Annotated in this window: 22 protein-coding genes; 18 read left to right on the plus strand and 4 right to left on the minus strand. The window is 34.4% G+C overall.

From position 1 onward, the window contains the following. From ILYOP_RS02510 to ILYOP_RS02520, 3 genes are all read left to right on the plus strand, one after another. Positions 1 to 477 (plus strand): dihydrofolate reductase, encoded by a 477-nt coding sequence (locus ILYOP_RS02510; protein WP_013386940.1) that lies wholly within the window; start codon positions 1 to 3, stop codon positions 475 to 477. 254 nt (positions 478 to 731) lie between these two features. After that, positions 732 to 2,054: an OmpP1/FadL family transporter gene (locus ILYOP_RS02515; RefSeq protein WP_013386941.1), complete on the plus strand. Its 1,323-nt coding sequence runs from the start codon at positions 732 to 734 to the stop codon at positions 2,052 to 2,054. A gap of 806 nt (positions 2,055 to 2,860) precedes the next feature. Continuing rightward, positions 2,861 to 3,454, plus strand: coding sequence for a TetR/AcrR family transcriptional regulator (locus ILYOP_RS02520; protein ID WP_013386942.1), 594 nt, complete (start codon positions 2,861 to 2,863; stop codon positions 3,452 to 3,454). Positions 3,455 to 3,524: 70 nt separating this feature from the next. On the opposite strand, the gene recJ is transcribed toward ILYOP_RS02520, so the two are convergent. Then, positions 3,525 to 6,104, minus strand: coding sequence for a single-stranded-DNA-specific exonuclease RecJ (gene recJ / locus ILYOP_RS02525; protein WP_013386943.1), 2,580 nt, complete (start codon positions 6,102 to 6,104; stop codon positions 3,525 to 3,527). A 308-nt stretch (positions 6,105 to 6,412) separates the two neighbouring features. On the opposite strand from recJ, the gene amrA reads away from it, so the two are divergent. From amrA to amrB, 3 genes are read left to right on the plus strand one after another with little or no spacing between them, the layout of a single operon-like run. Then, positions 6,413 to 6,925 carry an AmmeMemoRadiSam system protein A gene (gene amrA, locus ILYOP_RS02530; protein ID WP_013386944.1) on the plus strand — a complete coding sequence of 171 codons (513 nt, stop codon included), beginning with the start codon at positions 6,413 to 6,415 and terminating at the stop codon, positions 6,923 to 6,925. Positions 6,926 to 6,936: 11 nt separating this feature from the next. Then, the gene (amrS, locus tag ILYOP_RS02535; RefSeq protein ID WP_013386945.1) at positions 6,937 to 7,950 is read left to right on the plus strand and encodes an AmmeMemoRadiSam system radical SAM enzyme; all 1,014 of its coding nucleotides are present in this window, start codon (positions 6,937 to 6,939) and stop codon (positions 7,948 to 7,950) included. Beyond that, positions 7,947 to 8,780 carry an AmmeMemoRadiSam system protein B gene (amrB, locus tag ILYOP_RS02540; RefSeq protein WP_013386946.1) on the plus strand — a complete coding sequence of 278 codons (834 nt, stop codon included), beginning with the start codon at positions 7,947 to 7,949 and terminating at the stop codon, positions 8,778 to 8,780. Before amrS ends, amrB begins: the two co-directional genes overlap by 4 nt. A gap of 43 nt (positions 8,781 to 8,823) precedes the next feature. On the opposite strand, the gene ILYOP_RS02545 is transcribed toward amrB, so the two are convergent. Next, on the minus strand, positions 8,824 to 9,441 hold the full coding sequence (locus ILYOP_RS02545; protein ID WP_013386947.1) for a type II secretion system protein: 618 nt from the start codon (positions 9,439 to 9,441) through the stop codon (positions 8,824 to 8,826). Between the two features lie 183 nt (positions 9,442 to 9,624). Between ILYOP_RS02545 and ILYOP_RS02550 the strand changes: the two genes are divergently transcribed. Genes ILYOP_RS02550 through ILYOP_RS02560 form a run of 3 tightly spaced genes read left to right on the plus strand, consistent with a single transcriptional unit; the run spans position 9,625 to position 11,927 of the window. Beyond that, complete coding sequence (locus ILYOP_RS02550) at positions 9,625 to 10,269, plus strand: type IV pilus modification PilV family protein (protein WP_013386948.1); 645 nt, start codon at positions 9,625 to 9,627, stop codon at positions 10,267 to 10,269. Next, a complete protein-coding gene (locus tag ILYOP_RS02555) occupies positions 10,262 to 10,936 on the plus strand; it encodes a prepilin-type N-terminal cleavage/methylation domain-containing protein (RefSeq protein WP_013386949.1) in 675 nt (224 codons plus the stop codon). Before ILYOP_RS02550 ends, ILYOP_RS02555 begins: the two co-directional genes overlap by 8 nt. 13 nt (positions 10,937 to 10,949) lie before the next feature. Further along, positions 10,950 to 11,927 carry a hypothetical protein gene (locus tag ILYOP_RS02560; RefSeq protein WP_013386950.1) on the plus strand — a complete coding sequence of 326 codons (978 nt, stop codon included), beginning with the start codon at positions 10,950 to 10,952 and terminating at the stop codon, positions 11,925 to 11,927. Positions 11,928 to 11,998: 71 nt separating this feature from the next. On the opposite strand, the gene ILYOP_RS02565 is transcribed toward ILYOP_RS02560, so the two are convergent. Continuing rightward, positions 11,999 to 13,429 (minus strand): hypothetical protein, encoded by a 1,431-nt coding sequence (locus ILYOP_RS02565; RefSeq protein ID WP_013386951.1) that lies wholly within the window; start codon positions 13,427 to 13,429, stop codon positions 11,999 to 12,001. 143 nt (positions 13,430 to 13,572) lie between these two features. Continuing rightward, positions 13,573 to 15,465, minus strand: coding sequence for a lytic transglycosylase domain-containing protein (locus ILYOP_RS15060; RefSeq protein ID WP_013386952.1), 1,893 nt, complete (start codon positions 15,463 to 15,465; stop codon positions 13,573 to 13,575). Between the two features lie 351 nt (positions 15,466 to 15,816). Between ILYOP_RS15060 and mutL the strand changes: the two genes are divergently transcribed. The 9 genes from mutL (at position 15,817) to ILYOP_RS02615 (ending at position 26,022) form a co-directional block, all read left to right on the plus strand. After that, a complete protein-coding gene (gene mutL, locus ILYOP_RS02575; RefSeq protein WP_013386953.1) occupies positions 15,817 to 17,718 on the plus strand; it encodes a DNA mismatch repair endonuclease MutL in 1,902 nt (633 codons plus the stop codon). Between the two features lie 47 nt (positions 17,719 to 17,765). Beyond that, positions 17,766 to 18,233, plus strand: a complete 468-nt coding sequence (rlmH, locus tag ILYOP_RS02580; protein WP_041921092.1) for a 23S rRNA (pseudouridine(1915)-N(3))-methyltransferase RlmH — start codon at positions 17,766 to 17,768, stop codon at positions 18,231 to 18,233. 20 nt (positions 18,234 to 18,253) lie between these two features. Beyond that, on the plus strand, positions 18,254 to 18,661 hold the full coding sequence (locus tag ILYOP_RS02585; RefSeq protein WP_013386955.1) for a hypothetical protein: 408 nt from the start codon (positions 18,254 to 18,256) through the stop codon (positions 18,659 to 18,661). A gap of 9 nt (positions 18,662 to 18,670) precedes the next feature. Then, positions 18,671 to 19,039, plus strand: coding sequence for a DUF1934 family protein (locus ILYOP_RS02590; protein WP_013386956.1), 369 nt, complete (start codon positions 18,671 to 18,673; stop codon positions 19,037 to 19,039). A gap of 83 nt (positions 19,040 to 19,122) precedes the next feature. After that, the gene (locus ILYOP_RS02595; protein ID WP_013386957.1) at positions 19,123 to 20,634 is read left to right on the plus strand and encodes a tetratricopeptide repeat protein; all 1,512 of its coding nucleotides are present in this window, start codon (positions 19,123 to 19,125) and stop codon (positions 20,632 to 20,634) included. Between the two features lie 29 nt (positions 20,635 to 20,663). Continuing rightward, positions 20,664 to 22,148, plus strand: coding sequence for a lysine--tRNA ligase (lysS, locus tag ILYOP_RS02600; RefSeq protein ID WP_013386958.1), 1,485 nt, complete (start codon positions 20,664 to 20,666; stop codon positions 22,146 to 22,148). A 191-nt stretch (positions 22,149 to 22,339) separates the two neighbouring features. Further along, positions 22,340 to 23,578, plus strand: a complete 1,239-nt coding sequence (locus ILYOP_RS15065) for a GGDEF domain-containing protein (RefSeq protein WP_049774844.1) — start codon at positions 22,340 to 22,342, stop codon at positions 23,576 to 23,578. A 63-nt stretch (positions 23,579 to 23,641) separates the two neighbouring features. Then, the gene (locus ILYOP_RS02610; RefSeq protein ID WP_013386960.1) at positions 23,642 to 24,052 is read left to right on the plus strand and encodes a DUF5348 domain-containing protein; all 411 of its coding nucleotides are present in this window, start codon (positions 23,642 to 23,644) and stop codon (positions 24,050 to 24,052) included. 176 nt (positions 24,053 to 24,228) lie between these two features. After that, on the plus strand, positions 24,229 to 26,022 hold the full coding sequence (locus tag ILYOP_RS02615; protein ID WP_013386961.1) for an alpha-amylase family glycosyl hydrolase: 1,794 nt from the start codon (positions 24,229 to 24,231) through the stop codon (positions 26,020 to 26,022). Positions 26,023 to 26,037: the final 15 nt, after the last annotated feature.

The following is a 26,037-nucleotide window of genomic DNA, read 5'->3' on the forward strand; positions in this document are numbered from 1 at the left end:
ATGATAAGTTTAATAGTGGCCTTTGATGAAAACAGGGTTATAGGTAAAAATAACAAATTACCTTGGAATATACCTGAAGATATGGAAAAGTTTAAAAAAGCAACCATGGGAAATATTATAATTATGGGAAGAAATACCTTTGAGGGGATAGGAAGACCCCTTCCAGGAAGAATAAATATTGTGATCACAAAAGATGAAAGTTTTCATTATAAAGGGGTAGAAGTTTTCCACAGCGTTGAAGAAGCCCTAGAAGAAGCTTTAAAACTTGGAAAAGAGGTATTTTTCATAGGTGGAGAGAGTATATATCGTCAGGTGGCAGATCTTGTAGACAAGTTTTATATTTCATATATTCACGGAAAGTATGATGGAGATTCATATTTTCCAGAAATAAGTTTGAGCAATTTTCAAATTATTAAAGAAGAGATTTATGATGATTTTATTTACAAAGAATATGAGAAAAATACCCTGGCTCTTTAGCCGGGGTATTTATATTAAAATAAAACTTATTATATAATGGAATCATTACAAGTTTAAATCTAAAATATCTTATCCTAAGTCAGATTTGACAAAGGGATGAGGTTTTTAAAAATTACTTATGGTTTTTTAAAAAGTTTAAAAATTATTTTATATTAATTAAAAGTTAATTTAAAATTAATTAAATTCTGATATATTACACCGTTGATTAAATAAGAAACACAATGACCATGTGCTTAAAGGAGAAAAATAAGATTATGAAAATAATAAAACTGACTACTGGAATATTAGGGATACTTTTTTCAACGGTGTCATTTGGAGCCTCTATAGACCACGTACAGAACTTATCAATGGAGTATAACGCCAACCCTGCTCAGCAGGGAGCCATAAGTCCTGGGTCTAGTCCTTACTTTAACCCTGCAGGTTTAATGCAGCTTGAAAACGGAAATTATTTTGGTGTGGGACTTCAGCTTGCTATAGGTGAGGAAAAGATGGAATACGACGGGAAGGAATATAAGGCTGACCTACTAGAACCTATGCCAAACGTATCATTTGTAAGTAAGAATGATGAAAGAGCCTGGTACTGGACTCTGGGAGGTATAGGGGGCGGAGGTGACCTAGAATATGAAGACGGTGTTGCCGGGATAGGTTTTCTTACTGATTTAGAGGTTTCTGGCATGTCTCCGGTTACCTCGGTAAATGATAACTATGCAGAAGGATCTAACAAATATATTCAGTCAACCTTGGGAAGAGCGTGGTTTGTGACAGATAAAATATCTGTATCTGCTGCAGGTCGGGTAGTTTACGGTATGAGAAGCCTTGTTGCAGAAGCGGACTTGACACTTTTAAATGGTGACGATGAAAGCATATCCATAGATTCAGAAAGAACTGCCTGGGGGTATGGAGGACAGTTTGGTATGAACTATAAGGCGACGGAAAAACTCAATATAGGGATGAGGTATGATACAAGAATTGTCATGGAATTTGAGGCAGATGCAGATGAAACCTATGTAAACAGCTATCTGGGAAGTGTATTTGATTCTATTCCTAACTTAGGGAATGGTGACGGGTATTTTGGAATATCAGATTTTTATCCTGAATATGCTGACGGTGTAAAGATGAGAAGAGACCTGCCTGCTGTGGCGGCTATAGGGGCTTCTTATGCAGTCAATGACAGGTGGAATTTATATGCAGGAGGGAATTACTACTTCAACAAAGACGCTGATATGGATAGAGAAGTGGAAGAGGCTAACAGCAACTATGAAAATGGATGGGAGCTTGCAGCAGGTTCTGAATACTGGCTCAATAATAAATGGGCATGGCTTATAGGGGTAAATTATGCCTATACTGGTGCCCCTGAAGAAACTTATGACGATGTAGAATATGCCCTAAACTCAATCATGCTTGGAACAGGGTTTAAATACAGACAGTCAGAGACTACTGAATGGGTTGTATCTGTGGCAAACTACTGGTATGAAGGAAATGAAGGTATCTATTCAGAAGACTATGGTACAGAAGAAAATCAAAAATATGATAAATCAATAGTTTCAGTGGGAGTTGGACTGACTAAGAAATTTTAGTAAAAGCTGTGGCCTATGCCACAGCTTTTTATATTAAGTTTAGAGATAGTTTTAAATTAAGTTGCTATTTGAACTAACTTCAGATAAATTACTGAATTTACAAGAATATTAAAGTCAAAAGATTTTGTCACGAATGAAAACCGATAAAAGGCAAAAAAATTAACACGAATAAAGATAAAACCTTTTGGCCACAGAGGACACAGAGAAAAGAAGAGAGTTTCACAGAGTGAAAACTAAAGTATATGCATTTTCTTTTGCGAGAGGTTTTTTATTCTTCTTCCTATACTATGGCTAAAATCAGAGTTAAGAATAGTCAAAAATTAAGGAATAACTGTGTGCATACTATTTGTTTGGCCTTTATTATTTTTATGTCTTTTGAATTTTCAAGTCGCAGGGCTTATACAGGAAAGAACCTGCACTAAGCCGTCCTACAGAATAAGTTCCGCAGGGAACCGAGGACTGTAACTTACAAAGGCGATAAAAGAAATATCTACTTCCTAGACATTTGAAAATTCTTGAACTTTTGGTTATGCCCTGACCGAAGGGAGGAAATGCCCTTGGGGTGCTTTTCATCAAGGAAAAGTAACGAATCCCAATAAATTTAATACTTTAACCTGAAATAAAAGGGTAACTTGTTTATTTTAGGTTATCTTCTTTTCTTTGAACTTAGAGGATAGAATCTTATATTTTGAAAAGAAATTTTAATTAAGATAAAGCTACTCTTTTGTAAAGAGTATAATAATTTAGTTGAAAAATAAAAAATTAAGTGTTATATTATAGGTGTAATTTTATTTTGGGAGGTTGGAATGCCAAAAAAAGCAATTTTCACTAAAGATCATATATTAAATAAAGCCTTTGAAATGCTAGAAAAAAAAGGCCTTGAAGAGATAACAGCCAGAAATCTGGCAAAGGCTCTTAAATCCTCGCCTGCACCTATATATGGTTTTTTTAAATCTATGGACGACTTAAAGAAAGAACTAATAGAGAGGTCTAAGAGTGTTTTCATGGAGTATGTAAAAAATCAAAATACCGAACTTCCATTGTTGAATATAGGGATGGGGATAGTTACCTTTGCAAGGGAGGAGAAACAGCTCTTCAGATCTATATTTCTGAGAGAAAAATCTTATCAGGGTCTGATACAGGAATTTAAAGAACTTGTAGAGGAAGAAATAACAGCTGATAACAGATTTATGGGACTTCCTAAAGAGGTAAAAGAGACATTGTTTTTAGACTGTTGGACTTATGCCCACGGGATGGCGACCCTCACATGTACAGGATATTTTGAGAACCCTTCAGATGAGTTTATAAAAGATAGGCTCATGCAAAGTGCAGCTGGTATTATATACAGAAGGCTAGAAGAGGCACCGGAACTGGAAAATTTTTTTAAGGATCAGGGATAACCTGGTTCTTTTTTTGTTTTTTAGATAGTAAAAAAAGGCCTTTTAAAAGACCCTTTAGAAAATATCTTTATCAAAAAAATGCGAGAATATCTTTTGTTGAGAAAATTTCAGTGTAATTTTTTATGTTTTTTAGTATTTCTATTTTTTCCTTATAAGGTAGTTTTTTTGTATAGAATATTTTCTGTATATCATATAATTTTACCAGTTGAGATTCAGGTAAAATTTTGATATTTTGAGGCAGTGAATAGCTGTCCTTTATCTTATGGAATCCTTCTATAGATATATCTGTATGAGAAATTACAAGTATATTTTCACGAAGAGTTTTCATCTCATTTCCAGGGGTTGTATTCATAAAAATATAATAATCATACCCCTCTAGATATTTTTCAGAAACCTGAGTATAATTTTTTAATTTCTCTGGAATATTTCCCTGTGTAACAAGAAGGAGTTTTTTTCCAGAAATAAAATTATAAATACCGATGGTTTCAATAACAGCCCCTATACCCCGTCCTGGGTCTGTTATTGCGAGGGTTCTCTTACCCTCCTTAAAAACTGATGAGAGTATTTTTTTCTGTATTGAGTTATAATTTAACTCTCCAAGAATAAATTTTTTGATTTCCTTAAATATCTCATTTTTCTTATATGCAAGGGTTGAAAAAGAATAATCTCTTTTTATATTGAGATGTATGTTGTAGTTTTCAGGTTTTTTAACAACTTTCTTGATTTCAGTGATAAAATTAAAGTTATAAGAATATTTCAGTCTTTTTAAAACTGCTGCAGTCTGATAATCTATGAATCCAGCAACCCTTCTTTCTTGTATAAGTTCTACACCATCAGAAAAACTTAAATAAACATCCTTGTCCGACGGCTCTCTTCTGCTGTAGATAACTGCCTCCATGGGAAAAACCGTATCATAAATTGCTATACTTTCTTTGAGATAGTTTCTCTCGTTTTGTGAGGGATTAAGGTCCTCTATGTATATCTTATTCATATATCTGTCCTTGAATATCTCTTGTTTCAGCTTGAATGCCACGTCAATCTCCCTCATATGAGCTATCTCCTGAAAATTATGACCGCTGCTGAACCAGACACAGTTTTTGATCTCATTTCCATCTTTTAATATGGTGAACATCATGTGGTTTTTATCTTTACCTATCATTCTCAGGTCTTTGAAAAGGCAGTTTTTTATGGAAAATATGGGAGTGGGGTTTCCGAAACCAAAGGGTTCTAAAAGTCTGAGTTTATCCAAAAATTCGTAGGAGATCTTATGAAAAAGAATCTCTTTTTCTATTTTTACAGGCTTTTGAAAATCACTTTCATCTAATATAGAACCTGCATAACTGTTTATCCTGTCACTAAATTCTTGGATTTTATCTGCAGGTATTGAAAAACCTGCTGCCCCGTCGTGACCTCCGTATTTTAAAAATATATCAGGCATGGTGTTCAAGGCATCAATCATACTGAAGTTATCTATACTCCTGCAAGATGCAACAGCTATATTTTCTTTTTCCTTTATCTCCATTATTATTGTAGGTTTGTAGTATTTGTCCACTATCTTTGATGCTACTATCCCGATTACTCCGTGGTGAAAATCTTTGCTGGCAACTACTATTACGTTTTTCATATCCAGGGATTCTTCAGATATATTTTTTTCCACAAGATCTAAAATTTCACTCTGAATCTCTTTCCTTTCATTGTTTTTTCCCATGAGGTTCTGAGATATCTCTCGGGATTCCTTTTTAGAGTCAGAAACAAAGAGTTCGACCCCGATTTTGGCGTCTTCAAGTCTTCCTGCAGCATTAAACACAGGGGCAATGACAAATCCCACATCATATGTATTGAAAACTTTTGTTTCATATTCTGGGTAGAGAAAACCAAGAAGAGTCCGAAGTCCCAGATGTTTTGTATTTTCCAAAAGTTTCAGTCCGAATTTTGAAAAAATCCTGTTCTCCTCAACAAGGGGAACTATATCGGCAATTGTACCAATGGCAACAATATCAAGGTACTGGTGCATTTTTTCCCCTATACCCATCTTCCTGTAAATGGCATATAAGAACATAAAGGCAGTCCCCACCCCTGCTAAAAATTTAAAGGGGTAGACATTGTCTTCTCTTTTGGGATTGATAACTGCATAGGCAGAAGGCAAGGCGTTGTTTATCTCATGATGGTCGGTGATTATGACATTTAGCCCTATTTTGTTGGCATGCTCTATCTCTTCTATAGATGAGATTCCGCAGTCTACAGTTATTATTACATCTCCCCCTTCATTTTTTATATATGAAAGAGCCTCTTTATTGAGTCCGTATCCCTCGTCTCTTAAGGGGATATAATATCTCACATTGAGCCCTATATCTCTAAGGGCCATAAAACACATAGAAGTAGAGGTGATGCCGTCTACATCATAATCTCCGTAGATCCATATCTCTTCTTGTTTTTCCTTGGCTTTTAAAATCCTGTTCACAGCCAGATCCATATCTGCTAGGGTCATAGGGTCTCTAATATCCTCTATAGAAGAGTAAAGAAATCTGTTTATCTCCTTTTCATCTTTTATACCTCTGTTATAGAGGATGTTCAGTATATCTCTGTCTATGGGAAGGGAGCTATTTTCATGAAGATAGTCCCCTTTGTATATCCATTTTGTATTATTCATCGTCTTATCTTCCCCTTTATAAAATAATCAGTTTAAACTTTTCATTTGTTTATTCAGTTAATTTAACAGTCAAATAAATTATATCATAGGAATTATCATAAATCATAATTTAACCTAAGCTGATGTTCTATTTTAAATTATAGTTTAGTTGATATCTCTGCTTTTTATTGATTTTAATTCGTGGAAAAATATTTTGACTCTGATATTCTTATGAATTTCACTATCTTTTATAATGTAAGGCAATTAAAAAACAGGAGGATAAATTTAAATAAAAGAGAATATATAAGAAAAGAGCAGGAGGTCCAATAATGTACAAAACCAAAAGCATATATACACAAGTTGCGTTAAGTAGTATCATGGAAAATTTTGCAAAAGAAGAAAAAATATTATCAATACCTGATGAGCTCAAAGTAAAGGCCGCATGTTTTGTGACTCTTCATAAAATAAATGGTGAATTGAGGGGATGTATCGGAACCTTAGAGCCATTTCGTGAGAACCTTTATGAAGAGATATGGGGAAATGCAAAATCAGCAGCCTATGATGATCCTAGATTTCCACCCCTAAGAGAATATGAGCTAGAAGAGATAGAGATTTCTGTAGATGTGTTGGAAAAAGCTGAAAAAATAGACAAAATAGAAAAACTCGATCCCAAAATATACGGAGTCATAGTATCTAGCAGAGGACGAAGAGGTGTGCTACTCCCAGATATAGAGGGGGTAGACAGCCCAGAAAAACAAGTCTCTATAGCCAGGGAAAAGGGAGGGATACTACCTGGTGAAAATGCTGATATTTACAGATTTCAGGTAAAGAGATATCACTAGGAGGAAAAAATATGAAAAAAGCACTTTTTTATAATTCAGAGGGAGAAAATATACGCTGTTTTCTCTGCCCCCACAACTGCCTTATAGGTGAAGGAAATTATGGGATATGCAATATGAGAAAGAATATAGAGGGGGAGCTTTATACCATGAATTACGGTATATCGTCAGCTGTGAGCCTAGACCCTGTAGAGAAAAAACCCATGTACCATTTTTATCCGGGATCAAAAGTTCTTTCTGTAGGAAGTATAGGATGCAACCTAAAATGTAAATATTGTCAGAACTACACCATAGCCCAGGGAAAGTTTGAAGAGTTTGAAGGATATACAGAGGGACTCTCCCCTGAAGGGATAGCAGGAGAGGCAGTGAGGCTGAAAGAAAATGGAAATATAGGGGTTGCCTATACGTATAATGAACCTATTATATGGTATGAGTTTATGTATGATATATCAAAAGTTATAAAGTCCAGGGGAATGAAAAATATAATGGTTTCCAACGGATTTATAAATCCAGAACCTTTAGAAAAACTCCTTGAAACAATAGATGCCTTTAGTATAGATTTAAAGGGTTTCACAGATGAATTTTATAAAAAAATAACAGGCAGCAGACTAGAGCCTGTGAAAAGGACTCTAGAAACAATAGCGGCATCAGACAGACATTTAGAGGTTGAATACCTTGTTATACCTGGTCATAATGATGATAAAAAGAAGTTTTCAGAGATGCTAGACTGGTATGAAAAATCCCTTGGAAAAGATGTTCCCCTTCATATAAACCGATATTTCCCCATGTATAAGATGACAGAACCTGCCACTCCTATGAAAACCTTAAAAGAATTATATGAGATGGCTAAGAATAAGCTAGATTATGTCTATCTGGGAAATACAGAGAGTGACCTAGGAAGTGACACTTATTGTCCTAACTGCGGCAGCCTAATTGTGAAAAGGTCGGGATATTTTTCAGAAGATTTGGGATCAAAAAATGGGAAATGTAAAAAATGTGGTTTAAAGATAAGAGGTGAAGGGTTATGACAGTTAGAAAATGCGGTGTAGCAGGAAGTTTCTATCCAAATTCTCCAGAGGAGATAAAAGAGATATTTGAGGAGGCCCTCCAAAAAGAAAGTGACAATATAAAAACAGAACTTAAAAATAAAAATATAATAGGAGGTGTAAGCCCTCATGCTGGCTATGTTTACTGTGTCAGAGAGGCGGTGCATCTTTTTGAGATACTGAGAGAAAAGGGTGAAAAATATGATACGGTGGTATTGGTGAATCCCAATCACACAGGTTACGGAGAAGCAGTCTCGATAGATTCCAATAAGGCTTGGGAGACACCCTTTGGTAGTATAGAGTTGGATAGTGAGTTTGGAGACGAGCTTTCTTTCCCAGTAGAGCCAATGGCACAGAGGTTTGAGCATTCAGGGGAGGTTATGCTTCCTTATCTATATTATTTTATTAAAAAAGGCTTTAAAATACTTCCAATATGCATGATGAGGCAGGATCTCAAAACAGCAAAAAATATAGCAGAAAAGATAAAAAATGCCTCAGAAAAGCTAAACAGAAAGATATTAATTCTCATATCTTCAGATTTTACACATTTTCACTCTTCTGAAGAGGGAGCAAAATTAGACAGCTATGCAATAGAATCATTGCTCAAGATGGATTCTGGTGAATTTCAGGATAGGATACTAGAAAAAGATATATCCATATGCGGAATGGGTCCTATAATGGTACTTTTGGAGTACAGTAAGATGATTCTTAAAAATCCAAAACTGGAGATACTAAAGAGAGGACATTCAGGAGAAGTCTATCCTTCTGATGAGGTTGTAGACTATGTATCGATACTTGTTTATGAAGAATAAATAAACCCCTACAGTTTATCTGTGGGGGTTATTTTTATGAAAATTAGTTGAAGTTATCTTCTTCCCACATGCTTTCATCTTTCATATCATCTGGAAATGACATGCTATCACTTAGAGGCTTATATACAATAACTCTAGGAATAATATATGAGGAGGAAACAATATCTATCCTGCAGAAGGGAGAGCTGTCGCTTTTTTGAACCAGTATAGAGGGGTGATATTTACTGTAAAATCCGTTTTTCAGAAGAGTTCCGTCATTATCGTAAGTTTCAGTTAGGGTTCCGTCATCTGCAATTTTAAAAACAACATTGTCAGAAGTTACTAACTCAGTTGTCTCACCCTTAGAGGAGTCTCCCATTTCATCATCGTCTGTTTTTGTTACTGCGAAAAAAGAATAAGAATAATTTTGAGGTAATTCTATCTCATTGCTTCCCTCCTTTATATATTTAGAAGATAAGTTTATCTCTATCTCTTTCTCATCTCCGTCTTCAAAGGCTTTGTTAGTCTCTGTAAAGATAATTTTAGGAATAAAAGTAGCTATCTTTTGATAATCATTTCTTTCAATGGCTTTTTTTATAGATAAACCTGCTATACCCAGTACCACAAGGGTAATAGCAATTACTACAACAAGTTCGATCAAGCTAAATCCATTTTTTTTCATTCAAACACCACCGCCTGTAAATTTAGTATATTTTATAATACTACACTTCCTTGTAAAATCCCTTTTTATTAATTTGATTTTATAAAGATATGCTTTTTAACTTAAAAATTAATGTTTTTAGAAGGAAAAACCAATGCTGAAAGCAATAGCTATTTATAAAGTTTATTTACAGGAGTGATAGATATGTCCAAGAAAAAGGGAACTATTATGCTAGAGGTGGTTATTGCAATTGTAATATTCCTGATAGGGATTTTACCGATTATCGGTTTTACGGTAAAAGTTCTCGGACAAAACAGGAGAACCACAGAGATAGAGGAAGACACAAGGGTTGTAACCTCAGTAATAGATTATATAAAATCCATGGGATATGACTATGTATCTGACTATGTTTTGAGTGGTGTATCAACTTTGGATAAAGAATATGTGTTGGAGTACGAAGAAGCTGAAGACTCTTATGTCGTGGATACTGTGAAATCAACTTCAGATTTTGAAACAGACTTTTGGGGGGAAATATACAATGAAAAATCAGATGAGGCTGATGCATTATTTTTGTTAGAGAGCCGTGGACTTGACCTAGAAGGTGCAAAACTGAGTATTGTTATAAATAAGACAGACCTCTCCATGAATGAGAACAGTTATAAAAATCCTGTAAATAATCAAACAACGACTAATATTATAGGATATGAAGGAGTAATAGACGACAAAATCTTATACGGAAGAGTAATCTTAGAATATACTTCTACCAAAGACAACTCAGGGGAGACAAAGGAGTATGGACAAAACTTTCTGCTGACTCCTGTAGAGAATTGGGGGCATTTATATGAATAAAAGAGGATTTACAGTTATAGAGGCATTAGTGGCAGTGGCGGTTTTGGCAGTGGTCTTTCTTTTATCTTCACCTCTCATAAAAGGCTTCGGAATGGTGAGCAGACGTGTACAGATGCAGAAAAAAGTGGATCATAAATTTTCAGTTGTGACCAAGTTCATGAAGAGCAAGGTCAGAAGTGCAAAAAACAGCAGAGATCTGTCGGGATATAACGATAAATTAGGTTATGTAGGAGTGTTTAAGAAATTTAAATCAAAAGATGTAGATGATGTAGATTATTATTCAGAAGATTATTATGAAGCCAAAGATTTTTTCAAAGAATTGGAAACTGATGAAAAAAAGAGTGGCCCTATTCTTTTTCTAGAGATACCTGCTGATTCAACATCAGACTCTGTAAATTCAAAATTTGTATTTTTTATGTTTGAAAAAGATAAAATAAAGTACAGAGAATCAAAGGAGTTTACAGAGTCTGACGAAACAGATGACACCTTTACTTTTGACGGGAATGGGTGGGAGACTATTATGGATGATGTAGAAGACTGTAGTTTTAAGTACAGAGAAGGAATCGTAACATTTTTTATAGATATGGATGTAGATGAGTTTGAAGGTAAAATAAAAGACACAGTGAGAGATACTGTAATAAGCAGAATTGATATAAACAGCCTTTAAGGGAGGGTGAGTTATGAAAAACTTTATATTTTTAAAATCCGTTTTCCCTTGTAGGAGAAATAAAAGTACAAAAGGGGAAAAAAATGGATCAGCAATAATACTATCTGTGATGTGCCTTGCCTTTTTTCTAAGTATGTCTCTGAATATATATTATACAGGTGCAAAAAAAGCAGAGTCGGCCATTGACAAAGTAACAGGAGAAAAAATCACCAACAATATAGATACTGCTTCAAGTATCGGTTATCAGGAGCTGTATCTGGCTGAGAATTTCGTCAGAAAAGGATTTATATATGATGATGATCATCCTTCCAGTTTTGGAGATACAGACAGTTATGCAGTGCCTAATGAAGATGGTCAATCATCGTATTTTAATTACGGTACCGGTGAATACACTAGTGAATATTATGGAATTCAATTAAATAGTTTCTCGGAATATTTTGACTCACACTGGGACTACACTCTAACAGATAGTTCAAAACAAAAGACAATGATCAGTGAAAATATAGAAGAAATAAAATATACTTATAACAAAGCAAAAGATGATAAGGTCTACAGGGTAATGGAAAGATCCTGGCAGTCTGGAGGTGTACCGGAGAAAACACAAAAATTATGGAAAAGTACAGGTTCATCTTATGATGAGGAAAAAAAGGTGAGTATAGGAGGATACAGGCTGACACATATTATCCTCAAAGATTCAAGTGGAACTGAAAAATACAATGAGGATGTGACAACAACTACAACTCTGAAAAGTGATATAGAGGACATACTAGCCACTGGAACGGTAGGGGATGAGTACAGTATAGAGGCTACCTTTGAAAAAACTGTTGTCCTAGCAGCTTATGAATCAGACGGAGATGTCAAGATACCAGAGATGAGCTTTGACATAATAGTAAATGAAACTATTGATCTAAATACAGATGACGGACTTCTCCTCACAGATGTTGAATATGAAAATTCAGCGATTTCAATGGAGATAAATCAAGTTAATTAGAATAATTAAATTTTAAATAATAAAAGAGGCTGGATTATCAGCCTCTTTTATTATTTTATTTTTATAAAGTTTTATTTGGATATTCTTTTTATCTTGAAACTGTTATCACCATCACTGACATCCATTATTTTTATCCCTATGTCACTATTTCTCTGACGATCACTTTCTGGTGAATTAGTGATCATAGAAGTAGCTGAATCGACTTCCACTCCTTCGTCAGTAATAAATGTCATCGTTGCACTTTCACTAGAATTTGAATAAAGTTTAATCAGAACAACAAAATCCTGCATATCAGAATAAGATGCAGTTGAACTATAATTTCCTCCGTGTTCAAAAAGGATAAGGGCGTCATTGCTTCCCATGGTTATATTATAATAATCTGGATTATCTGCATCTTGATCTTCTGGAACTTCAAGAGCGATATCTTCGTCATCTTCGTCTTGTACAAAATCAATATAGGATGTCTGGTCATTTAAACCGGGAATTGGTAGGATGGTGTCTCCGTCTTTCTTTACAAAGATGTACTCACCACTATGAGTGCTAGAATCCGAATCGATAATCTGATCTTCATTCCCACTCCATTTTTGGGTTCCGGATCCCTGTCTGCTGTAAACTGTTATTACATCGCCGGCATCTCCTGAAAGACTGACAGATAAAATTCCTAAGAGACTATAGTCACCGGTACTTGCATTTTTTCCAGTGACAGAGTTTGTGACAACTTTACCGTCAGATGAGGTTGTTGAAGAGACAGATTCGCCAGGGGTCCAGTTTGTATATTCTCCATTTGAACTATAATAGGAATCAAATTCGGTTTTGAAATCATCAGATTCTTTCCATTCCTTTATTTTGGAATTTCCGTCCTTGTCAGTCACCGTAACAGCTCCTGATATATTTGACTGGGTATATTCAGAAGCGATAACTTTAGCAGTTCCTGTATATTTATCTGTTGTAATTATCTTACCGTTCTCTATGGTAAAGGGAGCCGGGAAAGGTATCTCTTCTATAATATTAGAAGAGATGTTTGAAGAGTCGTCTCTTACTGGCACGGCAAAGAACCTCATATCACTTGTGACTTCAACTCCCGGGAAACTGGAATACGCGGAATAGTAGGATGTATTTAATATATCCAAATAATCATAATCGCCATCAGAATCATTTTCTACTATGGTGTCTCTGACATCTTCAAAACCATCGGCAGCTTCGTTGGCTAATAAGACATAATAGTCATCATAACCTTCACCACCTTTCCAATCATATCCTGCAGCGACCTTTATTTTTTCCTCGTCTGTATCTATGGATATTTTTACAGTATCGTATTCATCCCCATCTGTCTTGGTGGTGGTTATACCGGTAATTTTGTTTCCGCTGGTATCCATGGCAGATACAAAAAAATTACCACTTCCTACCTCTGTATTTTTATGCACTATAAGGTAAACTTTTCTTTTACCAAATGAATTGAGAGATATAATAAAAATAAATATTAAAAACACAGCTTTTTTCATAAAAATCTACCTCCTGAAAATTATGCTATAGGGAGCTTTACCATACTTCAGGTTTATTTCCTGTCAATTTTAAATTTAGAATTTAAAATAAAAAAAACTCCCCTGTGTAAGTTTACAGGAGAGTTTTTACTCGGCTTTAAAGATCAGTAGTGATATATTCTCTTATATTTATAATAATTATTTATGACTCTTTTGACGTATTTCTTGGTCTCAGAAAAGGGTATCTTTTCTATATCCAGATCACCTTTTTTGTCAGACTTCCATTTGACTACATTGCCGGCACCTGCATTATAAGCAGCTACTGTTTTTGGAATGTTTCCGTCAAATTTAGTCAAAAGACTTTTTAGGTATCTAGATCCTAGTTCTATATTTATATCTGGAGCAAGAAGTTTCTCCTGTGTTATATCTGGGTCCATATCTTTGGCTGTAGAGAGCATTATCTGCATGAGTCCTGTGGCTCCTGCCTTTGATATAAGAGATGGTTCAAAGACACTTTCCTGAAGGATGACACTGTAGATCAGTGCTTCTTCTATATTATATTTTTTAGCTGCCTTTTTTACCATAAAATCATAATATCTGGGATAAAGGAAAGTTATTAAATTTGAATATTTTGAAAAATCATTTTGATATTTCCTGGACTTTAAGACTGCACTCAGATAAAACCCGCCCTTTTCATATATACTGCTCATGAGATATTCTCTGAAAACTCTGTCTTTTTCAGGAAAGTCCATATTTTCAATTTCTATTTTTAGTATTTCTCCGTCTTTTAGTTCTGCCAGTGATTCTAGTCTTTGGACTTTTTCCCTGTATATTCTTGATTTATAATTTAGAGGGTAGGCCTCGAGATTTCTCATGTTTTCCATGATAGAATAAGCCAACTCATAATAATAGGTGTTTATATTATATTTTATTATCCAATTTAGATAATTTGGATTTTGACTCTCTTTATAGAGGAGGAATCTATAATATGCTGCCTGATCGCTATAGGGGTATTTTTTTATATAGTTTACAGAAGCTTTTTTAAATTCTTCTGTCATCCCTGCCTTTATGTATGTTTCCATAAGAAGGTTGTTGGCATAGGAAGATTTGATGCTTTTTAATATTGAAATAGCCTTTTTATATTCTCTTCTTGAAGACAGGATCCTTGCAATACTTATAGAGGCGGCTTTTTTATATTTTCCGGTTTTTACTTTGGAGAATGTTTGTTCTGCATCTGATTTTTTTCCTAGCTGCATCTGTGCAAGAGCCAGATAGTAATAAAAGTCACTGTTGTCGGATAAAGTTATAAAGTCTGAGGATTTCTCCAGGAGGACATCATATTTTTTTGATCTTTTGAGAGTTTCTAAAAGTGATAACTTTACCTGATGAACATCTTTTTTCTCAAGATTAAGATATTCTGAATATACCTTTTCTGCAGATTGGTAGGAACCTTTAGATAGAAAAAAATCTCCCAATGCCAGAATATCCTCATTTTTTAAAGATAAAAGAATAGGAAGGGCATTTTCATATTTTACCATGTATAAAATTTCAAAATAGGGGTCGTGCTTTTCAAGTTCTTTCAGAGCCATTTTCTCATAGGTTTCTAATTCCTTTGAATAGTAGTTTTTTACGAGGAATTTAAAATGTTTTAGAGCCTCATCTTTAAGTCCCTGTTCCAGATAAATTTTAGCCAGATAATAATTTCTTTTATATTCAAACAAGTGTTTTTTAGATTTTTGGAAATAAGGATCCTCTGCTTTGAAGTCCTTTGGTGTGTATATAGCTCTTTCTAAGAAATTTCGGGCATTGTCATAGTCACCGAGATTATAATAAGTTATTCCTATGTAATAATTGGCATAATTACTTTTGAATAATAGTGATTCTGGATACTTTTCTGACAAAAGTTCAAATTGAGTTAAAGCATCTTTGTAATTATTTTGGGAAAGAAAGTTTTTTCCAGATGCAAAAATTTTATAGTCCTTAATGTTGACATCATCAGCTGCAAAGCTTATAAGAGAATTTATAGCTAAAATAATAAAAAAAAGTATTTTTTTCAAAATGTTTCACCCCTTGCCAGTTTGATTTTCTATTGCTATTATTGCAAAATTTGAAAAAAAGAGCAACTTGATTTAAAGTGTTAATGAAGTATAATAGAAGAAAAAGATAAAAATATTAATTTTATCAAAGGATTTTTATGAAATTTTATAAAATATATATAGTTTTTAGAGATGTTCAGCAGCTTGAAAAACCAATAATACTAATGTCATGTAGCTGAGAAATTTAATCAAAAATTTATAGAAAATTATTTTTAAATCTGCTATAATCAGTTTTGGAAAAAAATAGGCTGGTGTCTGCAGGCAACAGAAGAGTTGCCTTTTTAATTTTACCGTTTTTTTAAGGGGGAATCCATGGGAGTTATAAAAATTTTGGACGAGTCAGTCTCTAATATAATAGCTGCCGGTGAAGTAGTGGAGAATCCAGCGAGCATGATAAAAGAGATTCTAGAAAATTCTTTGGATGCAAAGAGCACAAATATAAGAATTCAGGTAAAAAACAGCGGACGTGATGTCACAATATCCGACAATGGCGTAGGAATGTCAAAGGATGACCTTCTTCTTTGTATAGAAAGGCATGCCACCAGTAAGATTTTTAATAAAGAGGATATTTTTAACCTCTATACCTACGGATTCAGAGGTGAGGCACTGGCCTCAATAGCCTCGGTGTCAAAGATGAGAATAACGTCTAAAAGAGAATCAGACGAGCTAGGCACTGAGATAAAAGCACTAGCAGGCAAGGTCACCAAGGTTTCTCCTGTGTCTGTCAATGAAGGGACAGAGATAGAGATAAAGGAACTTTTTTATAACACACCTGCAAGACTGAAGTTCTTGAGAAAAAAAAGTACAGAGTATGGAAAAATAAAAGAAACGGTTCTGAAGGAATCTCTTGCAAATCCAAATGTGGGATTTTCTCTGGAAATAGACGGAAGAGAGCTTTTGAAAACCAGCGGTAAGGGGATTCAAAATACTATCTTAGAATTATTCGGAAGAAACGTTCTAAAGAATCTAAAAGAGTTTCCATTAGGTTTTTTGGGTAACTTAGAGATAACCAGATCTTCTAAGGATTATATGCATACCTATGTAAACGGGCGATATGTAAAATCTCAGATATTAGAAAAAGCCATTATAGACGGCTATTATACCAAACTCACTAAGGGCAGATATCCCTTTGCAATAATTTTTCTGGAAATAGATCCTAAAGAGATAGATGTCAATGTGCATCCTTCTAAAAAAATAGTAAAATTTTCAGAAAGTTCTTTTGTGTATAACCAGGTCTTTTCTGAGATAGAAAAGGCAATAGGTGAAGATGAAGATATAGTATCACTAGAAATGAGTTTTCAAAATAGAGAAAAAAATGTGGAAAACTTTTTGGACTTAGATGAATTTAAGGGGATAATTGATAAAGAGATTAGTACTCCTAAAAAAACCCCAGATAAAGAACACTCGGAAAAAGAAAAAACAGAAGAGAAAAATAATGAAAAAACTGTACCATCCTTTAAAGAAGAAGTAATAAAAACCCAAGAGGTAAGTTTATTAGATGGTGAAGGTGTTTTTCAGAAAAAATATTCTGCAGAAGATAAAAATATAAAAAATAGACCTGAGGTTTTACAAGAGGAAAAGAAAATCTATCAGAGTATTGATGTTTCAGAAAAAAAGCCTGAAATACCTGAAAAAACAATAGAAGAAAAAAATTATTTCAGAGTAATAGGGCAGTTTATGAACTCCTATATAATTGTAGAGAGGAATAAAACCTTAGAGATATATGATCAGCATATAGTACAGGAAAGAGTATTATATGAGACTCTGAAAAAAAGGCATTTTTCAAGAGAGGTAGCCACACAAAATCTTTTGGTTCCCTTGAAGTTACGGCTGAGTTATGAGGAAAAAAATATAGTTTTTGAAAATTTAGAAATTTTTAACGAGTTTGGATTTGAGATAGAAGACTTTGGAGATGACGAGGTTCTTTTAAGAGGTGTCCCTGTATTTGACTTTCGGACGAGTATAGAAAATACCTTTAGATTTATGCTAGAAGAGCTTAAAAATGAGACAGGAGTAAAGGACTTTAGGGAAAAAATAATAATATCCATGTCATGCAGAAATTCAATAAAGGCAGGAGAAAAACTTTCTTTTGACGAAATGGAACTCCTCATAAAAAGGCTTCACGATGTTGGGAAATATACCTGCCCCCACGGGAGACCTATTATACTCAAAGTTACTTTAGAAGAACTTGAAAAGAACTTTAAAAGAAGATAAAAAAGCAAAATTTTTAATAAATATAGTGTATTAAGGAGATAAGGGTGATAAGTGTAAACCTGATCTGTGTAGGTAAAATAAAAGAAAAGTATATAAAAAACGGGATAGATGAGTTTCTAAAAAGAATGAGTCTCTATGCAAAAGTAAAGATAATAGAGCTAAAGGAAGACGGTAATGACAGCAACAGAAAACAGTCTTTAGAAAAAGAGTCTATGGAAATCATAAAAACAGCAGAAAAAAATAAAGGGTATAATGTTCTTTTGGATATAGGTGGAAAGAACCTTTCCTCTGAAGAGATGTCTAAAGAGATAGAACGACTTACAGTTACTGGAACAAGTACCATAAATTTTATAATCGGTGGTTCTTACGGTGTTTCAGAGGAAGTTCGGAAGATATCCCAAATGAGGCTTAGTTTTTCCAAGATGACTTTTCCACATCAGCTTATGAGGCTTATTCTTATGGAGCAGATCTATAGGTGGTTTAGTATTTTTAATAATAGTAAATATCATAAATAATATGAAAGAGGTGTCTTAAAATGTATGCTGTAGGCGAGACTTTTTATTATGAAATTTTTGATGAAGAGTACGAGCTCCATGTAGTTGGAGATATAATTCTTAGCGGAAAAGAATACATAATAGCAGAGGATTTTGAAGGAGAAAAAAGAGCTTTTTTATTTGATGAGAATGAAGAGGATATAGTTCTTCTAGAGGATGATGATGCTATTGAAGTAATAGAGCATTGGGAAGAGGAGTATTTTGGAACCAGCTCTGATATCGGTGACTGGGACGAAGACGGATACTATGACAGAGAGGATAGTGTTGCCATATCTGATGATGGTGATGAGGAGAGCTATATAAGTGAGAATTATATAGAGGAAGAGCCTGTTTATGACGAGTATGAGGAAGATGTAGATTCCTTTATAACTGGGTTAATGGGGAAGTAGGAGGAGATTATGTACCTTATCATAGAAAGCCGAGACAGTTTCGGTGAAAAAAGCAGTGAAAAGGTCAGCTGCCAGAAAGAAGTAACTTCAAAAGGAATAAAATATTCCTATAAAAATGAGCACGGGGACTGTAAGATTTTTATTTTCAAAGATATGGTGCAGATCACAAGAAAAGGAGTTATAAATAGTGCCCAGATATTTAAGGACGGGAAGACAACTTTTTTTCATTATCAAACCCCCTATACTTCAACTAAATTTACCCTGAAAACCACAGAGATGAAACAGAAAAAAGAGGGACTTTTTCTGAGCTATGAAATCTATGACGGTGAGGAAAAGGTAAACGATATTGAGGTAGCTATAAAAGAAGTTTGGAATTAATACTATTTAGATTTTTAAATAAGATAAAATCTGTTATAATAGAGCATGTATGTGCTCTATTTTTTTTATTTGAGGGTGATTTTATGAAAAAGTATACTATAGCGGCATTTATTATGGCAGTCTTTTATCTTGGAGCATTGCCATATAATAAACTGTACGCCATGGGAAGCAAGAAGGAAAAAGTACTAAAAGAGGAAGTTCAGGATATAAATCCCTATGGAGGGAAATCCAAAAAGGTGGACTATAAAATTGTTTCAGAAAAGATAAATCTCAATGAAAACAATGTTAGTGAGGTCTACAAAGAAATTGTGAAATCTATAAATACAGCCGGGGTAAGAAGATATCCAGATTCCTATAGGGGTGAAGACTATGAGATTCTCACTGGAGAAACCCTAAATGTGAGTTTTCCTGAACCAGGTGAATATAAGGTGGAGATTATAGAAAGTCCATACCTTTCCAGATCATCTGTTGTTGTGAAAAATCAGAATATATTTTTTGAGACTGGATACCAGGGGGAATACATCCTAAATGTCACAAAGGATGGTATGTTTTATAAGCGATTCAGAGTGAATTCTAAGCTTAAATATAGTTTTACTCAGGAAAAAAATTATGATATAATATTGAACAGTTATGAAAATGAGAAATTAGATATTTTGTTAACCTCTGTGAAACTATCAAGAGTTGCTTTTCCAGATGCCTTATATCATAAGGATACTGCATTTATGATATTGGAAAAAACTCTTGTCAGCAAAAAAATGGCTGAGGCAGAAGAAGCTGCAAAATTTATACGAAACAACTTTCAGTTGGATTTTATGGAAAAAAAGCAACTTTTTTACTTTGACATGGAGATAGCAAAAGATGACCCTTTTAAATATAGGGATTTCTTAGAAAAAAATATTCATGAACCAGGGTTTTCAGATAAACTGGTAAATATAATTTTGTCAGGTAAAACTTTAAGAGAGAAGGATGAACTCTTTCTTAAAAAAACATATAGCGAAACCCTGAATCCAGAGATAGCAGTATATCTAGGAAAATGGTATATGGATAAAGGGAATATCATAGATGCCGAAAGATATCTTATCTACGGAAAAGAATATTACACTCTTTGCATGCTATATCTTCAAAATGAAGATTTGGATAGATTTGATGCCACTCTTTCTAAAGTTTCGGAAGATAAAGTACATCAACTGAAAAAAGAGAGGGAGATATATCACAGAGCGAAGCTTATAAAAAAAGAGGTGGACCTTGGAGATGAAAAATATCAAGGGGAAAACTATGAGGAAGCGGTGCTTTTTTACAAAAGAGCTGAGGAAAAGGATATAGAGGCAGCTAGAAAATTGGACACTGATATGAAGATCGGGATGAGTTATTATTATATTACCCGTTATGAAGATGCTGCCAATTATTTTGAAAAAGCCATGGAATCAGAGAAAACTCCCATGAAAAAAGCCGAAATAGCTTATCTCACCGGAGTATGCTATTACAGGATGCAGGATAAAGAAAAAAGTATGAAAACTTTTGAAAAACTGGCGAAAGATTATCCCGGGACTACCTGGTCTAAAAAAGCTATGGTTTATATAATCAGATTAAGATAAAAAAATTATAAATATAAAGGAGATGTGGAATGGAAAGATACTTTGACAGAGTAGCAGATGACCACGTTATTATGGATAAGTGGGAAAAAGTTAAAGAAATTAAAGAGGCTGGGTTAGAGCCTTTTGGAAGAAAGTATGATAAAAAACATATGGTGGGGGAACTTCTGAGCCATACTCTGAAAGAGGAAGATTCTACAGTTTTTAAAACAGCCGGAAGGATAATGGCCTGCAGAGGACAAGGAAAGGCTGTATTTGCTCATATAGAAGATGAAACAGGAAGAATACAGGTATACCTCAGAAAGGATACCCTAGGGGACAAAGTATTTGAAATTGTAAAAAAAATGGGTACAGGAGACTTTGTAGGAGTAGAGGGAAGTCTTTTTGTAACTAAAAAGGGAGAACTTACTTTAAGAGTCGCTGGATTTGAATTTCTTTCAAAAAATATAAGACCACTTCCTGAAAAGTACCACGGACTTACAGATGTGGAAACAAGATACAGAAAAAGATATCTTGATCTTGTTATGAATAAAGAGGTAAAAGAAACTTTCGTCAAGAGAATACAGATAGTAAACTCAGTAAAAACTCTTCTTAACAGCAAAGGATTCATGGAAGTGGAAACACCTATTATGCACCCTATCGTAGGAGGAGCATCTGCAAAACCATTTGTGACTCATCACAATACCCTTGATATGACTCTTTACCTGAGAATAGCTCCAGAACTTTATTTGAAAAGACTTATTGTAGGTGGATTTGACAAGGTATATGAGATAAACAGAAGCTTTAGAAATGAAGGGATATCCACAAGACACAATCCTGAGTTCACAATGATGGAGCTGTACCAGGCTTATGCAGACTTTAATGACATGATGGATTTAACTGAAGAGATAATAATGAATGCTGCAAAAACAATAAACGGAACTACTACTGTAGAGTACAACGGAAAAGAACTTGTTCTTGAAAACTTCAAGAGAGTACACATGGTTGACTTTGTAAAAGAGATAACAGGTGCAGACTTCTGGGGAGATGTTTCTGTAGAAGATGCAAGACTTCTTGCAAAGCAGAACAACGTAGTACTTGCACCTCATATGAACACAGTAGGACATATAATAAATGAGTTCTTTGAGCAGAAATGTGAAGAACATATCATCCAACCTACATTTGTCTATGGACACCCTGTGGAGATATCTCCATTGGCCAAAAGAAATGCAGATGACCACAGATTTACAGACAGATTTGAGCTGTTCATTGACGCAAGAGAATATGCAAATGCTTTCTCTGAACTAAATGACCCAGCAGATCAAAGGGGAAGATTAGAGGCTCAGCTAGAAGAGGCTATGCTTGGTAATGAAGAGGCCAACGCAGAGATCGATGACGATTATATAGAGGCTCTAGAGTACGGAATGCCTCCAACAGGTGGTTTAGGGGTAGGAATAGACAGACTGGTAATGCTTCTAACTGGTGCCCCGTCAATAAGAGATGTAATCTTATTCCCACAAATGAGAAAAAAGGACTAATATTTTAGAATTATAATAAAATTATTGGAAAAATGGTAGAGCCATATGGTTTTACCATTTTTTTTAATTCTATTTCGAATATTTTTAAGAAAAAAAATAAATTTTGTAATAATTGTGGTAATATTTTAACGATCCAAAAAAATGGATATGATTCAGATTCGTCGAAAGGAGAGATTATTATAAATATAGATATGAGAACCATACTGCTGAGCCACAGCATAAGTGATACTGTAATCACTCTTGTTTTGTATTTTGTATGGAAGCAGAATAAAGGAAGATTTGAGGGAATATCAGACTGGGTGATGTGTTTTGCACTTCAGTCTGTTGGCATAACAATGATACTTATGAGAAATTTGATTCCAGATTTTTTATCTATTGTAGTGGCCAATGTTTTATTAATAGCAGGGTCTGTGAAATTTTATTTTGGAACTGCACTTTTTATAGACAGGAAAATAAATAAAAATTTTTACTTTGGACTTCTGGGAATTTTTACTCTGATATACCTATACTTCGGATTAGTTGAGCCAAAACTTACGGTTAGAGCAGTTGTATTTTCTCTTTTCGTAGCATTTATAAATATCGATGCTGCCAGAATACTGTATAAGAGTGATAATAAAAAGATGGCAAACAATTATAGGTTTACTTGGGCTTTGTTATTACTTATTTCTTTATTATATTTACTGATGGCAGGATATTATATAATTGGTGCTGCCGGCGTGAAGTTTTTAAAAGTTGGTTTCGTAATATCTCTCATGACAATTATATCTCAGATGCTGCTGATCTGCATAACATTCTCTATTTTGGTGATGATAAACAGTAGGCTTGTTCTTGGCTTAGAGGAGGAATCACAAAAGAGGGATAAAATACTTGAGGATTATAAATATTTAGCTACTGTAGATGGACTTACCAAACTATGGAACAGGAAAACTATAGAGGGAAGGCTTAGAGAGGAGTTTGACAGGAGTCAGAGATATAGAAGCAAAATGTCGGTAATTCTTCTGGATGTGGATCATTTTAAGAAGGTCAACGATAACTTTGGACATCCAACAGGAGACTTGGTACTTGAAAAAATCTCTGAGATACTAAAAAATACCCTTAGAAAAACGGACTTTATTGGTCGGTGGGGGGGAGAAGAATTTATAGTTGTGTGTGTAGAAACTGATCAAAGAGCTGTGTGGAAAGTTGCAGAAAAGTTGAGACAAGAAATTGAACATTATAACTTTGGGCTAGAGTCTCAGGTGACTATAAGCCTAGGGACAGCTACCCTAGACAGAGGTGAGAGTCTAGAGGATATATTGAAAAGGGCAGATGACAATATGTACAGGGCGAAAAAAGCTGGGAGAAACAAAACCATCCCATCTTTAAACTCTAAAGAAAAGTTTTATGAGAAGCTGGAAAATGATTTTGAAATCTGCGATTTAAAAGTTTAAAGAAGGGAATCTGAAATTTTTTTTGAAGGTTATTTTATAGATTGATTAAAGGGGGTCTTAAAAATGCTGGATAAAAAATATATTGGATTTTTGAAAGAGTTAAAGAGCCTGAAATCAAGTGCATCAAACCTTTTAAAAAGTGATTCTGGAGAGGAGTTTGAAAACATAAAATGCCATGAAATCATAGGATATCTCAAAGTAGAGATCGAAAATGCATTACATGAGATGGAGCTCCTCAGCAAAACAACCTTAGAGGGAAAACTTGTTTTAAACAGTCAGGGACGGTTCAATCTAGACACAGCCCAGGAGCTTTATTTTACTTGTGGAAGCCCTATAGAATTACTAATAGATGGTGAGTGGTATAGGGGAAGAGTGGAAAGTGACGGCGATGATTATTATTTTTATAATTATGAAAGTGAAAACCAGACTCTAGAGGAAGGTATGAAAGCGAGGATCAGAGTTGACCGGGGATAGCCTATAGGCTATCCTTTTTTTTGTATAATTATAAACAGAACCGTAATTTAAATTGGTTTAGCACTTAATAGTTTTTAATTTAAAAATATTATTCAGGAGAAATATCTCTCATAAAGGAAAGAAAAACTAAAATGAGTACAATATTTTAATTAGTAATTTTGTGGAGGTAGAAATTCATGAGAAGTATAAATGAAGTAAATTTAAAAGAACTAGCCAAAGATAGAGAGTATTATAAATCTCCCCAAAACTGGGAAGATGAAATACTTTATTTTCTTTTGGTAGATAGGTTTTCAAATGGTGCAGAAAAGGATCTATACAGGCACACAGATTATGAAAATGTACTCTGTAACGAAGAGACCAAAAAAATATGGGAAGAGTTTGGAGATAAGTGGAACGGTGGAAATTTAAAGGGAATAAAGAGTAAAATAAGCTATTTAAAAAATATGGGGGTAACGGCTATATGGATAAGTCCCGTACTAAGGCAGGTGGCCTTTGAAGAAAGTTACCATGGATATGGGATACAGAATTTTTTAGATATAGATCCACATTTTGGCGTAAAGGAAGATCTGAAAGAACTTGTAGATGAAGCTCACAAAAACGGCATATACGTAATCATGGATATAATATTAAATCACACTGGAAATGTATTTGCCTATGAAGAAACAGAGACAGTTTATAACGGAAGTCAATTTCATGTAAAGGCTTTTCGAGATAAAAACGGGCAGCCGGTAATTCCGTTGGATAATCCTCCAATTGATGAGATATGGCCAGATGGAGGAGTGTGGCCCCTAGAGTTAATGAATAGAGAGACTTTTACCAGAAAGGGTCACATAATTAATTGGGATGTGTATCCTGAATATGCAGAGGGTGATTTCTACTCTCTTAAAAATATATATACAGGTAGTGGTGACTACACTGAGTTCAATCCGTCAGAGGCCCTTAAAATACTCACAGAATGTTATAAATACTGGATTGCATATGCTGATATAGATGGTTTTAGGCTAGATACGGTAAAACATTTAGAGCAGGGAGCCACAAGGTACTTTACAACTGAAATTCACGAATATTCAAAAACAATAGGTAAAAATAATTTTTATATTATAGGTGAAATTACAGGGGGGATCGAATTTGCAATTGAAACTTTAGAAAAAACAGGTCTAAATGCAGCTCTTGGAATAAATAAAATACCGGAAAAATTGGAAAATATAACAAAGGGATATGCTGATTCTGTTGAATTTTTTGATATTTTTAGAAATTCAAACCTTCTAGGAGAAAATGAAAACACGTGGTACAGGGATAATGTCATAACCATGTTTGATGATCATGATATGGTCATACACAGAGATCAAAAGCATCGATTCTGTGCAGACAAAAGTACTAACTCTCTTATAGTGAATGCACTATTTTTAAATCTTTTTTCTCTGGGAATCCCATGTATATACTATGGTACTGAACAGGGCTTTGATGGCAGTGGAGACAGAGAAAAATATGTAAGAGAAAATATGTTCGGAGGGGAATTTGGAACTTTTAGGACAAGAGGAAAACATTTTTTTGACGATAAGAACCCCCTATACCTTAATATTTCTAAAATGTGTAAGGTGAGAAAGGAAAATCTCATATTAAAGCAGGGAAGACAGTACCAGAGGGAAATTTCCTATGATGGATTGGATTTTTCTTTTCCTCATAAGTTGGGAGATGGCAGGCACGAAGGAGTTGTGGCGTGGTCACGTATTCTCAGCCAGGATGAGGTGGTCATGGCAATGAACTCCCACATAGAAAAAGACCTGAAGGTTGATGTAGTCTTAGATCCAGGGATTCACAAAGAGGGAGAAAAATTTACATGTATTTACTCATCAGAAGAATCTTTTGAGGAAACTACGGTCAGTAGTTTTTTTATAGGAGAGAGACTTGTGATACCGGTTAATGTACCAAAGCATGGCTGTGTAATATACAGTAAAAAACAATTATAGTAAAAAAAGAGGGTA

It is taken from the genome of Ilyobacter polytropus DSM 2926 (assembly GCF_000165505.1).
Taxonomy (GTDB): Bacteria; Fusobacteriota; Fusobacteriia; order Fusobacteriales; family Fusobacteriaceae; genus Ilyobacter; species Ilyobacter polytropus.